At 69.0% G+C, this 13,986-nt stretch carries 12 protein-coding genes and 1 riboswitch; of the genes, 9 read left to right on the top strand and 3 right to left on the bottom strand.

The window, feature by feature from the left end; translation table 11 throughout:
- Position 1 precedes the first annotated feature (1 nt).
- The 7 genes from ACFWY9_RS25765 to ACFWY9_RS25735 all read left to right on the top strand — a co-directional run bounded on the left by ACFWY9_RS25765 (position 2) and on the right by ACFWY9_RS25735 (position 9,289).
- The gene (locus tag ACFWY9_RS25765) at positions 2-769 is read left to right on the top strand and encodes a 3-oxoacyl-ACP reductase (protein ID WP_378328900.1); all 768 of its coding nucleotides are present in this window, start codon (positions 2-4) and stop codon (positions 767-769) included.
- A 216-nt stretch (positions 770-985) separates the two neighbouring features.
- A riboswitch (glycine riboswitch) is annotated at positions 986-1,079 on the top strand.
- Positions 1,080-1,232: 153 nt separating this feature from the next.
- Positions 1,233-4,067 carry an aminomethyl-transferring glycine dehydrogenase gene (gene gcvP, locus ACFWY9_RS25760; protein ID WP_378328981.1) on the top strand — a complete coding sequence of 945 codons (2,835 nt, stop codon included), beginning with the start codon at positions 1,233-1,235 and terminating at the stop codon, positions 4,065-4,067.
- Positions 4,068-4,071: 4 nt separating this feature from the next.
- Positions 4,072-5,163, top strand: coding sequence for a glycine cleavage system aminomethyltransferase GcvT (gene gcvT / locus ACFWY9_RS25755; protein ID WP_378328899.1), 1,092 nt, complete (start codon positions 4,072-4,074; stop codon positions 5,161-5,163).
- 37 nt (positions 5,164-5,200) lie between these two features.
- Complete coding sequence (gene gcvH, locus ACFWY9_RS25750; RefSeq protein ID WP_378328898.1) at positions 5,201-5,581, top strand: glycine cleavage system protein GcvH; 381 nt, start codon at positions 5,201-5,203, stop codon at positions 5,579-5,581.
- Positions 5,582-5,584: 3 nt separating this feature from the next.
- Positions 5,585-6,859, top strand: coding sequence for a serine hydroxymethyltransferase (gene glyA, locus ACFWY9_RS25745; RefSeq protein ID WP_378340122.1), 1,275 nt, complete (start codon positions 5,585-5,587; stop codon positions 6,857-6,859).
- Complete coding sequence (gene lipA / locus ACFWY9_RS25740; RefSeq protein ID WP_378340121.1) at positions 6,856-7,899, top strand: lipoyl synthase; 1,044 nt, start codon at positions 6,856-6,858, stop codon at positions 7,897-7,899. The genes glyA and lipA overlap by 4 nt, the downstream gene beginning before the upstream one ends.
- 16 nt (positions 7,900-7,915) lie before the next feature.
- Positions 7,916-9,289 carry an L-serine ammonia-lyase gene (locus tag ACFWY9_RS25735; protein ID WP_378329063.1) on the top strand — a complete coding sequence of 458 codons (1,374 nt, stop codon included), beginning with the start codon at positions 7,916-7,918 and terminating at the stop codon, positions 9,287-9,289.
- A 1-nt stretch (position 9,290) separates the two neighbouring features.
- Here the strand turns inward: ACFWY9_RS25735 and ACFWY9_RS25730 are convergent, their stop codons facing one another.
- The 3 genes from ACFWY9_RS25730 to ACFWY9_RS25720 form a co-directional block, all read right to left on the bottom strand.
- Positions 9,291-10,082: a hypothetical protein gene (locus ACFWY9_RS25730; protein ID WP_378329064.1), complete on the bottom strand. Its 792-nt coding sequence runs from the start codon at positions 10,080-10,082 to the stop codon at positions 9,291-9,293.
- Positions 10,083-10,123: 41 nt separating this feature from the next.
- Positions 10,124-10,336: a hypothetical protein gene (locus tag ACFWY9_RS25725; RefSeq protein ID WP_378329065.1), complete on the bottom strand. Its 213-nt coding sequence runs from the start codon at positions 10,334-10,336 to the stop codon at positions 10,124-10,126.
- A gap of 84 nt (positions 10,337-10,420) precedes the next feature.
- Entirely contained in the window at positions 10,421-11,032 is a 612-nt protein-coding gene (locus ACFWY9_RS25720; RefSeq protein ID WP_378340120.1) for an ArsR/SmtB family transcription factor, read from the bottom strand.
- A gap of 94 nt (positions 11,033-11,126) precedes the next feature.
- On the opposite strand from ACFWY9_RS25720, the gene ACFWY9_RS25715 reads away from it, so the two are divergent.
- The gene (locus ACFWY9_RS25715) at positions 11,127-11,843 is read left to right on the top strand and encodes a FadR/GntR family transcriptional regulator (RefSeq protein ID WP_378340119.1); all 717 of its coding nucleotides are present in this window, start codon (positions 11,127-11,129) and stop codon (positions 11,841-11,843) included.
- Between the two features lie 70 nt (positions 11,844-11,913).
- The gene (locus ACFWY9_RS25710; protein WP_378340118.1) at positions 11,914-13,794 is read left to right on the top strand and encodes a transglycosylase domain-containing protein; all 1,881 of its coding nucleotides are present in this window, start codon (positions 11,914-11,916) and stop codon (positions 13,792-13,794) included.
- Positions 13,795-13,986 lie beyond the last annotated feature (192 nt).

Below are 13,986 nucleotides of genomic sequence, written 5' to 3'. Positions count from 1 at the left end.
GATGGTGCAGCGTTTCGAGGGCCGCGTCGCGGTGATCACCGGCGGGGCCAGCGGGATCGGTCTGGCGTCCGCGCGGCGCCTGGCGAGCGAAGGCGCGAAGATCGTCATCGCCGACGTCGCGCCGGAGCCGGGCAAGGCCGCGGCGGACGAGGTCGGCGGCGTGTTCGTGCAGACCGACGTCACCGACGCCGAGCAGGTCGAGGCCCTGTTCCAGTCCACAGTGGACCAGTTCGGCTCGGTCGACGTCGCGTTCAACAACGCCGGGATCTCGCCGCCGGACGACGACTCGATCCTCACCACCGGCATCGACGCGTGGCAGAAGGTCCAGCAGGTCAACCTGACCTCGGTGTACCTGTGCTGCAAGGCCGTCCTGCCGCATATGCAGCGGCAGGGGAAGGGCTCGATCATCAACACGGCGTCGTTCGTGGCGGTGCTGGGCGCGGCGACCTCGCAGATCTCCTACACCGCGTCCAAGGGCGGCGTGCTCGCGATGAGCCGCGAACTGGGCGTCCAGTTCGCCCGCGAGAACATCCGGGTCAACGCGCTGTGCCCCGGGCCGGTGAACACCCCGCTGCTCAAGGAGCTGTTCGCGAAGGACCCCGAACGGGCCGCGCGGCGCCTCGTGCACGTCCCGGTCGGCCGGTTCGCCGAGCCGGAGGAGATCGCCGCCGCCGTCGCCTTCCTCGCCAGCGACGACGCCAGCTTCATCACCGCCTCCCAGTTCCTCGTGGACGGCGGCATCTCCGGCGCCTACGTCACCCCGCTGTAACGGCAATCTCGCGTGATCCGACAGCGACCTGGCGTGATCAGACGGAGATCTCGCGTGATCGGACGGGGACCCCGGCCAAACACGCGAGATCTCCGTTCAGTCACGTGAGGTCGCCGTTCAATCACGTGAGATCGCCGGTGTGGTGTGGGCGGGGAGAAGTGGACGGGGGGTGAAGCCGCCGGGTACGGTATGCGCGACAACTACAGATCGGGCCGTCGAGCCGGAGCGGGAGAGTCCTCACGAACGTGGTGGGGCACCGAAGGAGCAAACTCCCCGGAATCTCTCAGGTATCCACTACCGCTTCGTGCGAGGCCACTCTGGAAAGCAGGCGTACCCACGCCTCACCCAAGGTGAAAGCCGTGCTGTGTTCGATCAGGAACGCACGGTGAAACTCTCAGGTGCCATGACAGAGGGGGAGTTCCAGCGCACCGGTCTACCCAGTGCCCGGCCCGAGGAGCTCCCCATCACATCGACACCGTTCGACACCCGGCATATCGGCCCATCGGTGGCCGAACAGGCCAAGATGCTGGCCGAATGCGGTTACGGCAGCCTCGACGCGCTCGTCGCCGCCGCGGTCCCGTCCGCCATCCGCAGTGCTCACGGCCTCGATCTCCCCGCCGCCGCGTCCGAAGAGGACGCCACCGCCGAACTGCGCGCGCTCGCCGCGCGTAACCGTCCGATGACGCAGATGATCGGCCTCGGCTACCACGACACCGTGACCCCGCCGGTGATCCGCCGCAACGTGCTGGAGAACCCGGCCTGGTACACCGCGTACACGCCCTACCAGCCGGAGATCTCGCAGGGCCGTCTCGAAGCCCTGCTCAACTTCCAGACCATGGTCGCCGACCTCACCGGCCTGGCCACCGCGAACGCCTCCCTGCTCGACGAGGCCACCGCCGTCGCCGAGGCGGTCACGCTCATGCGGCGCGCCTCGAAGTCCAAGTCGAACGTCGTCGTCCTCGACGCCGAATGCCTGCCGCAGACCATCGCCGTGGTCCGCACCCGCGCCGAGGCGCTGGGCATCGAGGTCCAGGTCCGCGACCTGCTGACCGGGCTGCCCGAGGAGTTCTTCGGCGTCGTCGTCCAGTATCCCGGCGCGTCCGGAGTGCTGCGCGGTCCCGGCTTCTACCACGCGATCTCCGGTTCGGCGAAGGCCGCGGGCGCGCTGTTCACCGTCGCCGCCGACCTGCTGGCCCTGACCCTCATCACCTCGCCGGGTGAGTTCGGCGCCGACGTCGCGGCCGGCTCGACGCAGCGCTTCGGTGTCCCGCTCGGCTACGGCGGCCCGCACGCCGGGTACATGTCCGTCCGAAGTGGACTGGAGCGTTCGCTGCCCGGCCGTCTCGTCGGGGTCTCCGTCGACACGGACGGCAATCCGGCGTACCGCCTCGCGTTGCAGACCCGCGAGCAGCACATCCGCCGCGAGAAGGCGACGTCCAACATCTGTACCGCGCAGGTGCTGCCCGCCGTGCTCGCCGCGATGTACGCGGTCTACCACGGTCCGGACGGCCTGCAGCGCATCGCCGCCCGGGTGCACGGCCTGGCCGCCGGGTTCGCCGAGGCGTTGCGGCAGGGCGGCGTCGAGGTCGTGCACGAGGGCTTCTTCGACACCGTCGTCGCGCGCGTGCCCGGCAAGGCGGCCGAAATCCACGCCGCGGCGAGGGAAAGCGGCATCAACCTCGGCCACGTCGACGCCGACCACGTCCGCGTCGCCTGCGACGAGGTCACCCGCCCGGACGTCCTCGCGAAGGTGCTGCGTGCGTTCGGCGTCGAAGCCGCGCCGGAGGAGAGCAAGAAGGCGCTGCCGAACGGGCTTGCCCGCGAGAGCGGCTACCTGAGCCACGAGGTCTTCGGCTCGCACCGGTCCGAGACGGCGATGCTGCGGTACCTGCGTCGTCTGTCCGATCAGGACTACGCGCTCGACCGCGGCATGATCCCGCTTGGCTCGTGCACCATGAAGCTCAACGCCACCACCGAGATGGAGCCGATCAGCTGGCGCGAGTTCGCGGGTATCCACCCGTTCGCGCCCGCCGGCGACGCCGAGGGCTACCACGTGCTCGTCGAGCAGCTGTCGGGCTGGCTGGCCGAGGTCACCGGCTACGACAAGGTGTCGCTCCAGCCGAACGCGGGCAGCCAGGGCGAACTCGCCGGGCTACTGGCCATCCGCGCCTACCACCGCGCCAACGGCGACGACGCCCGCGACGTGTGCCTGATCCCGTCGTCCGCGCACGGCACCAACGCCGCCTCGGCGGTGCTCGCCGGGATGCGCGTGGTCGTGGTCAAGTGCACCGCCGAGGGCAACGTCGACCTCGACGACCTCCAGTCCAAAGTGGACGCGCACAAGGACACGCTGGCCGCGATCATGGTCACCTACCCGTCCACGCATGGGGTCTACGAGCACGGCATCGAGCGGCTCGCCAAGATCGTGCACGACGGCGGCGGACAGGTCTATGTGGACGGTGCGAACCTCAACGCTCTGCTGGGGCTGGCCAAGCCGGGCGAGTTCGGCGGCGACGTCTCGCATCTGAACCTGCACAAGACGTTCTGCATCCCGCACGGCGGCGGTGGCCCCGGCGTCGGCCCGGTCGCGGTGCGCGCGCACCTCGCGCCGTACCTGCCCAACCACCCGCTGCTGGACGTCGCGGGGCCGGACACCGGCGTCGGCCCGATCAGCGCCGCGCCCTACGGCTCGGCCTCGATCCTGCCGATCTCGTGGGCCTACGTCCGGATGATGGGCGCGCCCGGCCTCACCGCGGCCACCGAGGTCGCGGTGCTCGCCGCGAACTACGTCGCCTCGCGGCTCGGCCCGCACTACCCGGTTCTCTACACCGGGCAGGACGGCCTCGTCGCCCACGAGTGCATCCTCGATCTTCGCGGTATCACGAAGGAAACCGGCGTCACCGTCGACGACGTCGCGAAGCGCCTGATCGACTACGGTTTCCACGCGCCGACGATGTCGTTCCCGGTGGCAGGCACGCTCATGGTCGAGCCGACCGAGAGCGAGGACCTCACCGAGATCGACCGGTTCTGCGACGCGATGATCGCCATCCGCGAGGAGATCGATGGCGTGGCGCAGGGCCGCTGGACCGCGGAGAACAGTCCGCTGCGCAACGCCCCGCACACCGCCGGCGCGCTGGTCGGCGAGTGGGACAAACCGTACGACCGCGAGCTCGCCGTGTTCCCCGCCGGGGTTTCGCGCAAGACGAAGTACTGGCCGCCGGTGCGCCGGATCGACGGTGCCCACGGCGACCGCAACCTCGTCTGCTCCTGCCCGCCCCTCAACGCTTACGAAGGCTGAACCCGTGTCGAAGGAAACCTCCCTGCACGAAGTCCACAAAGGACTCGGTGCGCTGTTCACCGATTTCGCGGGCTGGTCGATGCCGGTCCGGTACAGCAGCGAACTGGCCGAGCATAAAGCCGTGCGCACCGCGGCCGGGCTGTTCGACCTCTCGCACATGGCGGAGATCGAGGTCACCGGCCCGCAGGCCGCGGCGACGCTGGACTACGCGCTGGTGGGCAACCTGTCCGGGGTCAAGCCGGGCCGCGCCCGCTACACGATGATCTGCGACGCCGACGGCGGCGTGCTCGACGACCTGGTCGTCTACCGGCTCGCCGACGAGAAGTTCCTGGTGGTGGCGAACGCGGGCAACGCGGACGTCGTCGCCGAGGCGCTGGCCGAGCGGGTCGCCGGGTTCGACGCCGTGGTCGACAACCGCTCCGAGAGCGTCGCACTGATCGCCGTCCAGGGCCCGAACGCGGTGGCGATCCTCCGCTCCGTCACCGACGCGGATCTGGACTCGCTGAAGTACTACGCGAGCGTCCCGGCCACGGTGAAGGGGCATGAGGTCCTTCTCGCCCGCACCGGTTACACCGGCGAGGACGGCTTCGAGTTGTTCGTCCCCGCCGCCGAGGCACCGGCGTTGTGGCGCCTGCTGACCGAGGCGGGACAGGAGCACGGGCTGCTCCCGGCCGGCCTCGCCTGCCGCGACACACTGCGGCTCGAAGCGGGAATGCCGTTGTACGGCAACGAACTCACCCGTGCGCTGAACCCGTTCGCGGCCGGGCTGGGCCGGGTCGTGAAGTTCGAGAAGCCCGGCGACTTCGTCGGGAAGGCCGCACTCGAAGAGCTGGCCAAGGCCGACGTCCCGCGCGTGCGCGTCGGCCTCAAGGGCACCGGGCGCCGCGCGCCGCGGCACGGGTACCGAGTGCTGGCGGGCGAGACCGAGATCGGCGAGGTCACCAGTGGTGCGCTGTCGCCGACGCTGGGTTACCCGATCGCCATGGCCTACGTCGACCGGGAACACAGCGAGCCCGGCACCGGGCTTTCCGTCGACATCCGCGGGCGGATCGAGCCCGTCGAGGTCGTCGCCCTCCCGTTCTACAAGCGTTCCTGACCGCCCTGACCAGCCGGGCACATCGAAAGGCTTTCTCATGACCAGCATTCCCCAGGACCTGTCCTACACCAAGGATCACGAGTGGCTGAGCGTCGCCGACGGCGTCGCCACGGTCGGGATCACCGCCTTCGCCGCCGAGTCGCTCGGCGACATCGTCTTCGTCCAGCTCCCGTCGGTCGGCGACAAGGTCACCGCGGGCGAGGTGTTCGGCGAGGTCGAGTCGACCAAGTCGGTCAGCGAGCTGTACTCGCCGGTCAGCGGTGAGGTCGTCGAGGTGAACGAGGCCACTTCGGACACCCCCGAGGTCATCAACGACGACGCGTTCGGCCAGGGTTGGCTGCTGCGGGTACGCACCAGCGGTGACCTGCCGGAGTTGCTCGACGCCGCCGCCTACGCGGTTTTGACCCAGGAGGCCTGACCCATGACCACGTTCGACGCGCCGCTGTCCGAAGTGGACCCGGAGGTCGCCGCCGCGGTCGCCGACGAGCTGACCCGCCAGCAGACCACCCTGGAGATGATCGCCTCGGAGAACTTCGCCCCGCAGGGCGTACTCGAGGCGCAGGGTTCGGTGCTGACCAACAAGTACGCCGAGGGGTACCCCGGCCGCCGCTACTACGGCGGCTGCGAGCACGTCGACGTCGTCGAGCAGCTCGCGATCGAGCGCGCGAAGGCGCTCTTCGGCGCAGAGCACGTCAACGTCCAGCCGCATTCGGGCGCGCAGGCCAACGCGGCCGCGATGTTCGCCGTGTTGAAGCCGGGCGACACCATTCTCGGCCTCGACCTGGCGCATGGCGGCCACCTGACGCACGGGATGAAGATCAACTTCTCCGGCAAGCTCTACAACGTCGTCGCCTACCATGTCGACAAAGAGACCGGCATCGTCGACCTCGCCGAGATCGAACGCCTGGCCGTCCAGCACAAGCCGAAGCTGATCATCGCCGGCTGGTCCGCCTATCCGCGTCAGCTCGACTTCGCCGAGTTCCGGCGCATCGCCGACGCGGTGGACGCCAAGCTCATGGTCGACATGGCCCACTTCGCCGGCCTGGTCGCGGCCGGGCTGCACCCCTCGCCGGTGCCGCACGCCGACATCGTCACCACGACCACGCACAAGACCCTCGGCGGCCCGCGCGGCGGCTTGATCCTGTGCCGTCAGGAGCTGGCGAAGAAGATCAACTCGGCGGTGTTCCCCGGTCAGCAGGGCGGGCCGCTGGAGCACGTCATCGCCGCCAAGGCCGTCGCGCTGAAGATCGCCGCGAGCGAGGAGTTCCGCGAGCGTCAGCAGCGTGTGCTGGAAGGCGCGAAGATCCTCGCCGACCGGCTGTCGCGTTCGGACACCGCGGAGGCGGGTGTCCGGGTGCTCACCGGCGGTACCGACGTGCACCTCGTGCTCGTCGACCTCGTCCAGTCCGCTTTGGACGGTCAGCAGGCCGAGGACCGGCTGCACTCGGTCGGGATCACGGTCAACCGCAACGCGGTCCCGTTCGACCCACGCCCGCCGATGGTGACCTCGGGGCTGCGCATCGGCACCCCGGCGCTGGCCACCCGCGGCTTCGGCGCCGAGGACTTCACCGAGGTCGCCGACATCATCGCCGAGGCACTCAAACCGGACTTCGACGACGACGTGCGGCAGACGCTGCGTGCCCGTGTCGAGCTGCTCGCCAAGAAGCACCCCCTCTACGCCGACCTCGCGCGATGACCGCGGCGCCGGAGGGTCGGAAGCTGTTGCGGCTCGAGGTCCGCAATAGCCAGACGCCGATCGAGAAGAAGCCTTCGTGGATCAAGACGCGGGCGAAGATGGGGCCGGAGTTCACCGAACTCAAGGGTCTTGTCCGTCGTGAGGGTTTGCACACGGTCTGTGAAGAGGCCGGGTGTCCCAACATCTACGAGTGCTGGGAAGACCGTGAGGCCACGTTCCTGATCGGTGGCGATCAGTGCACCCGGCGTTGCGATTTCTGCCAGATCGACACCGGTAAGCCCGCCGCGCTGGATCGCACCGAGCCGCGGAAGGTGGCTGAGAGCGTTCAGGCGATGGGGCTGCGGTATTCGACGGTGACCGGGGTCGCTCGCGATGATCTGGCGGATGGTGGCGCCTGGCTCTATGCCGAGACGGTGCGCCAGATTCACGCGCTCAACCCCGGTACTGGTGTCGAGTTGTTGATCCCGGATTTCAACGCCGATCCCGCGCAGTTGGCGGAGGTGTTCGGGTCGCGGCCGGAGGTGTTGGCGCACAACGTGGAGACGGTGCCGCGGATTTTCAAGCGGATCCGGCCTGGGTTCCGGTACGCGCGGTCGCTTGAGGTGATCACGAAGGCGCGTGAGGCGGGGTTGGTGACGAAGTCGAACCTGATCCTCGGGATGGGCGAGACCCCGGACGAGGTCGCCCCGGCGATGCGGGATCTGGTGGACGCGGGTTGTGAGATTCTGACGATCACGCAGTATCTGCGGCCGTCGCCGCGGCATCATCCGGTGGACCGTTGGGTGAAGCCGGAGGAGTTCGTGGAGCACTCGAAGGCGGCCGAGGCGATGGGCTTCGCCGGGGTCATGGCGGGGCCGCTCGTGCGGTCCTCCTACCGCGCCGGACGCCTCTACGCGCAGACGAAGAGTTACCGTGGAGAAGAGCTGCCGGACAACCTGAGGCACCTCGCCGACAAGGGGCCGGCCGCACAAGAGGCCAGCTCGCTTCTGGCTGTATCCAATGGGCCCTCAGCGGTAAAAATTACTTCGGGCCGGAACTAAGGGAAGGGGCGGATCAATGGCGATCAGCGTCTTCGACCTGTTTTCGATCGGCATCGGGCCGTCGAGCTCCCACACGGTCGGTCCGATGCGGGCCGCGCGGACCTTTGTGGACGGTCTCGTCGACGAGAACCTGCTGAGCCGCACCACGCGTGTCCAAAGTGAACTGTTCGGTTCGCTGGGCGCGACCGGGTTCGGGCACGGCAGCGACAAGGCCGTGCTGCTCGGGCTGTCCGGTGAGCGGCCGGAGGAGGTCGACACCGACACCGTGCCGGGCAAGATCGCGGAGATCCGCGAGTCCGGCAGCCTGAAGCTGGGCGGCGAGCACGAGATCGTGTTCACCGAGGACACCGACCTCACCATGCATCGCCGCAAATCCCTGCCCGCGCATCCGAACGGCATGATCTTCCGCGCGTTCGACGGCGACGGCGTCCTGCTGCGCGAGCGGACGTACTACTCGGTCGGCGGCGGGTTCGTGCGGGACGAGTCGTACGAGACGGACACGGTCGTGGTCGAGGACTCGACCCCGGTGCCGTACCCGTTCCGCACCGGCGCCGACCTGCTCGCGCACTGCGCGTCGACCGGCCTGCCGATCAGCGAGATCATGTTCCGCAACGAACTCGCCTGGCGTACCAGGGAAGAGATCCGTGAGGGGCTGCTCGGGATCTGGGCGGTCATGGCCGAATGTGTCCACAATGGATGTGCGCACGAGGGCGTCCTGCCGGGCGGGCTCAAGGTGCCGCGGCGGGCGAAGGCGTTGCACGACAAGCTGCTCGCCGAGGACGGCGTCGAGGACCCGCTGTACGCGATGGACTGGGTCAGCCTGTACGCGCTCGCGGTGAACGAGGAGAACGCCGCGGGCGGCCGGGTCGTCACCGCGCCCACCAACGGCGCGGCCGGGATCATCCCCGCCGTGCTGCACTACTACCAGCGGTTCATCCGCGGCGCTTCGGACGACGGGATCGTGACGTTCCTGCTCACCGCGGGCGCGATCGGGTCGATCCTCAAGCAGACCGGGTCGATCTCCGGGGCCGAGGTCGGCTGCCAGGGCGAGGTCGGCTCGGCGTCCGCGATGGCCGCCGCCGGGCTCACCGAGGTGCTCGGCGGCAGCCCGGCACAGGTGGAGAACGCCGCCGAGATCGGCGTCGAACACCACCTGGGGCTGACCTGCGACCCGGTCGGCGGACTCGTGCAGATCCCGTGCATCGAGCGCAACGCCGTCGGCGCGTCGAAGGCCATCCACGCCGCGCGGATGGCGATGCGCGGCGACGGCAGTCATGTCGTGACGCTGGACAAGGCGATCAAGACGATGCGGGAGACCGGCGCCGACATGAGCATCAAGTACAAGGAGACGGCGCGCGGCGGCCTCGCGGTCAACGTCATCGAGTGCTGAGCTAACGCTGTTTCTTGGTGCGCGGCCGAGGCGGGCCCGATGCCTTGGCCGCGCGCCGTGCGCGCGTGACGTACAGCGTGACGAAGAACGCGATGGTGGCCGGACCGAACACGATGAGAAACGGGAGCACGACTTCCAGGAAGAACCCGGCCCACGGGCCGTCGTCGGCCACCACGGCGGCGATGGCGAACAAGGCCACGATGTCCAGCAACAGCGTGGTCGCCGCCACCTTCAGAGCGACACGCCACGGCGGCTTCGGTGCGGGCCGTCCTGGAGTGTGGGACTGCCGGACGGCGGGAATCGATCGCCAGGTCACGCCGCGCCGGGAAAGCCACATGCGGTGCAGGATCTCGGTTTCGTGTTCGAGGTCCAGGCCGTTGCGGTCGTTGAGGTTCGGCAGGACGATGCGGCGGCCCGTGTCGTCGTACATCGCCGTGACGAAGTAGGGCGCGGACTTGAGCTGGCGGTGGTGTTTCGGTTCGACGACGATGTCCTGGATCCGGGTCCACGGCGTCTTCCTCGCGCGGAACCAGCCGTGGACCGTCACGCCGTCCTGATCGGTGTGGGTCGCGCTCACCAGCGAGTACCAGGCGATCAGGACGAGCGGGAGGGCCACCAGCACGGTGACGATGATCCGCATCGGGATGTCGTCGGCCCGCCAGAACAGCAGGCCGATCTGAAGCACGAGCAACAACACGACAGGCGGCGTGAAATCCGAGAAGCGCTCGCGGGTGAGGCGATATTCGCGTAGCTCGTCGTCATCCGACAACGGCTCAGGACTGAACCGGCTCATGGAATCCCCAGTCGCCGGAGGCCTGTCCGGCTGATTCCGTTCTACACCCGGAAGTCCCGCGCGCCAACGTTTTCGGTGCGGTCATCGGGCTCGACGGCCAGCCGGAGCCCGACCTCCACGAGTGTCCAGCCGAGGCGCTGCCGCCGGGTGCTGCCCAGACAGGCCCGGCCGCCGTTACGCGGAAGCCTGCGGGTGCCGCGGCGTAACTCCGCCTCCCGCTCGTTGACCAGGTCCTGCGCCATCAGGAAGTGCACCGGATCGCCCCCACTCGGTCTTCGGTGTCTCACTGGACGTTGTCAATAGTTGCTCACCGTGGCCGGATGATTCCAGTGGTTTTCTCACGAAACATCGCGTGTCGGCTCCGGGCGAACGCCGTCGGATTCCTCGGGACGTGCCTTCCGGGGGAACGCCGACCAGTGCGCGATCACGCTGTCGTCGCCCGGCCGCGCGTCCCGGCGGTAGCGGTCGACCACCTCGTGGATTTCCGCGCTCATCGCCGCGGCTTCTTCGGGCGTCAGGGAAAGCCGGGCGTCACCGAAGGTGGCCTTGTCGTACCAGCGGTCCATCCACTGCGGGAGTTCGCTGACGAACTGTGCTTCGGCCTGGTAGCGCTGCTCGACCACGGACCGCAGGTAGGTGTCCAGCGGCGCGGCCAGGTCCGGGTCGCCGAAGAAGTCGGCGGTCCGCATGTGCGTCGCCTCCTGCAACGGACGCCACCAGCGTTCGCGTTTGTTCCCTCGCTCGGTGTCCTCCTCGACAAGGCCCGCTTCGGCCAGCATGCGCAGATGCCAGCTGGTCGTGCCCGAGCTTTCGCCGACCCGCTTGCCCAGCCCTGTCGCGGTCGCCGGACCGTCGGCGTGCAGGAGTTCGAGCATCCGCATGCGCAACGGATGGGCCAGCGCGCGGAGCATCCGCGCGTCGATCGGCCGCGTCCGTCGTTTCCCGGTCATGGGCACACTCTAGAACGCAGAGGGAGCTTTGCAAAGGGTTCTCTGTGGTTGTGATGGACAGCGTTGATCACCGGAGTCGGCATAAACTCGCTGGGTGGAGTCGACCTCGGCGGCGAATGCCGGTGAAGCGTTGTTCCGTCCGGTGCGGACGGGCAACGCCTTCGAGGAGACCGTCGAGCGGCTCCTGCAGGCCATCCGGCTCGGGGTGGTCGGCGCGGGGGAGCGCCTGCCGTCCGAGCGGGAGCTGGCCGAACGCCTCGGCGTCAGCCGCGTCACGCTGCGCGAGGCGATCCGGGCGCTGTCCGACGCTGGGTACGTCGAATCGCGGAGAGGGCGCTACGGCGGCACATTCGTCAACGAGAACCTCCCCGAACCGGGCCACCCCGTGGGGGAGCGTCCGGTTGTCGCGCTGGAAGACGCGCTGAGCTTGCGGTACGTGCTGGAGACCGGGGCCGCCGAGCTGGCGGCGGCGCGCTCGCTGAGCCCGGCCGACCGGCAGCACCTGACCAGCACGCTCGCCGACGCGTCGGCCTCGGACCTCGCCGACTACCGGCGCAAGGATTCCCGGCTGCACCTGGCGATCGCCGAGGTGACCGCGTCCGGCTCGCTGACCACCGCGATGGCCGACGCGCGGACGCGGGTCAACCAGCTGCTCGACCGGATCCCGTTGCTGGAGCCGAATCTGGAGCACTCCAACGCTCAGCACGAGGAGATCGTCGACGCGATCCTGGCGGGTGACCCGGTCGCCGCGCGCCGCGCGATGGCCGAGCACATCGAGGGCACCGCGTCGCTGCTGCGCGCGTTCCTCTGAAATGTCATGATCCTGTTTCAGTGATCCGGCCCGCCTCAACCTCGTCACTCTTTCGAGCGTCGGACGTGATGTGGATGAGATTTCTGGGGAATCCGAGTCCGAAACCGGCGAGAAGAGGCCTGGCCGGTGGCGGCGTGTCCGCCGGATCGCCTGCTGGACCGCCGGACTCGGGGCCGGCATCCCGCTCCTCGCCTTCTGGATCGCCTACCTGGTGCTCGATGTGCGCAGTCCGCAGGAGGTGCTCGCCGGGCTCGACAAGACCGTCACACTGGACTATTCGGACGGTTCGGAACTGCTCAAGGTCGTCCCGCCCGACGGCGACCGGCTCTTCGTGCCCTACGCGCGGATCCCCGCCAAGCTGCGGGACGCGATCGTCGCGACCGAGGATCCGACGTTCTGGGACAACCAGGGCTTCGACCCGACAGGCGTCGGCCGCGCGCTGCTGACCGGTTTCGGCGGCGGATCCGGCATCACGCAGCAGTACATCAAGAAGTCCACCGGGGACGACGAGCACGCGATCACGCGCAAGCTCACCGAGCTGGTGCTCGCCACGAAGATCACGCAGGAGCAGTCGAAGGAGAAGATCTTCGAGAGCTACGTGAACATCATTTCCTTCGGGCGCAACACTTTCGGCCCGGCCGCGGCGATGAACGCGTTCTTCGGCCGCGGTCTCGACGAGTCCCTCACCTGGAGCGAGGCGGCGTTCCTGGCCGGGATGATCCAGTCGCCGTCGGTGCACGATCCGGCCGTCTCCGGCGACGAGCACGCGGCGAGGCGCTGGGAGTACGTACGGGACAAGCTCGTCGAGCGAGGGTACGTCAAGGGCGACGAGATCGGCAGGATGTCCTATCCCGGCAAGGAAATCCAGCCGCCGTCGGAGACCAGGGCGGGTCAGCTGGACTACGAGCAGTACCACGTCAAACAGGCCGTGCTCGCCGAACTCGAACGCGCCGGTTTCCCGCTGAACCGGTTGCGGCAGGGGACTTTGCGCGTCGAGACGACCCTGGACCGGCGGGCGCAGGAAAGCGCGCGCAAGACGGTCAAGGACCGGCTGGCGGGCGAACCGCGTGAGCTGCGTGGCGCGCTCGTGTCCGTCGATCCGGGGACGGGTGCGGTGCGGGTCTACGACGGCGGCGACGACGGCCTGCGTGACTACGCGGGCGTCGCGCACCCGGCGGGTTCGGCGTTCTACCCGTTCAGCATGCTCGCCGGGCTGCGCGCGGGAGTCGGGGTCGACCAGCCCGCGGCGTCGCCCTCGGAGACGGAGTTCCTCGGCGAGCGGTTCAAGTATCCGAACGTCTGCGGTGATCCGTGCACCTACCGGCAGGCGCTGCGCAAGGCGGCGGACGCGCCGTTCGTCGGCCTGGCGAAGCGGCTGGGCGCGGACGCGCTGAGCGCCGCGGCCCGCGACGCCGGCATCCCGGACGCCGTGGATGGTGCCGCGACCCTGCGGGAGTACAACAGCGATCTCATCGGCGCCGGGATCGCGATCGGGCGGTATCCCTTGCGGCCCTTGGACATGGCGGGCGCGTATGCGACTTTCGCGGCCAAGGGCGTGCGTGCGATGCCTTACCTGGTCGAGAAGATCCGGGACGAGAAGGGCGAGATCGTCTGGCAGCACACCTCGCGGCCGTCGCCGTTCAGCGGCGACGACGCGACGAGCACACGGCTGGCCGACGCGGTGACGGACGCGCTGCGCACGACGTTGCCGGACGGCCGCCCGGCGGCGCTGGCGACCGGGCAGTTCGAGCAGGGCATCAGCCAGGACTACGCGGCGGCCTGGGCGATCGGCTACACGCCGAAGCTGGTGACCGCGGTGTGGATCGGCGGCGACGACGACAACTGGCGCCTCCGTGATTCCCGGGGCCGGAAGATCACCGGCGCGACGATGCCGACGGACATCTGGCAGACCTTCATGCTCGCCAACGCCGGAGGCCGCCCCACGCGCTGAGGTCCCGAGTCCCCGGCGGTCATGCGCCCCAATGGGGTTTTTTCATCCTGTTGGTGCTGGTCTGGGTGCTTGACGGGGTGGGTTGTGGTTATGCCGCAGGGGTTTGCTGGGTTGCGTACCGGCGGTACGGGAACGTGGTGGAGCCCCCGGATGTTGATCAAGTCGTGACACAAGAATCCACGTCCGGGGGCT

Source organism: Amycolatopsis sp. NPDC059027 (genome assembly GCF_042739735.1).
GTDB lineage: Bacteria > Actinomycetota > Actinomycetes > Mycobacteriales > Pseudonocardiaceae > Amycolatopsis.
This window is presented reverse-complemented; position numbering and strand designations above follow the sequence as displayed.

Bases quoted from the DNA above. Each gene is read 5' to 3' on its own strand.
- ACFWY9_RS25720 (WP_378340120.1), bottom strand. From the start codon at position 11,032: ATGACCGGGAAACGACGGACGCGGCCGATCGACGCGCGGATGCTCCGC.
- ACFWY9_RS25735 (WP_378329063.1), top strand. From the start codon at position 7,916: ATGGCGATCAGCGTCTTCGACCTGTTTTCGATCGGCATCGGGCCGTCG.
- ACFWY9_RS25765 (WP_378328900.1), top strand. From the start codon at position 2: ATGGTGCAGCGTTTCGAGGGCCGCGTCGCGGTGATCACCGGCGGGGCC.
- glyA (WP_378340122.1), top strand. From the start codon at position 5,585: ATGACCACGTTCGACGCGCCGCTGTCCGAAGTGGACCCGGAGGTCGCC.
- gcvH (WP_378328898.1), top strand. From the start codon at position 5,201: ATGACCAGCATTCCCCAGGACCTGTCCTACACCAAGGATCACGAGTGG.
- lipA (WP_378340121.1), top strand. From the start codon at position 6,856: ATGACCGCGGCGCCGGAGGGTCGGAAGCTGTTGCGGCTCGAGGTCCGC.
- ACFWY9_RS25730 (WP_378329064.1), bottom strand. From the start codon at position 10,082: ATGAGCCGGTTCAGTCCTGAGCCGTTGTCGGATGACGACGAGCTACGC.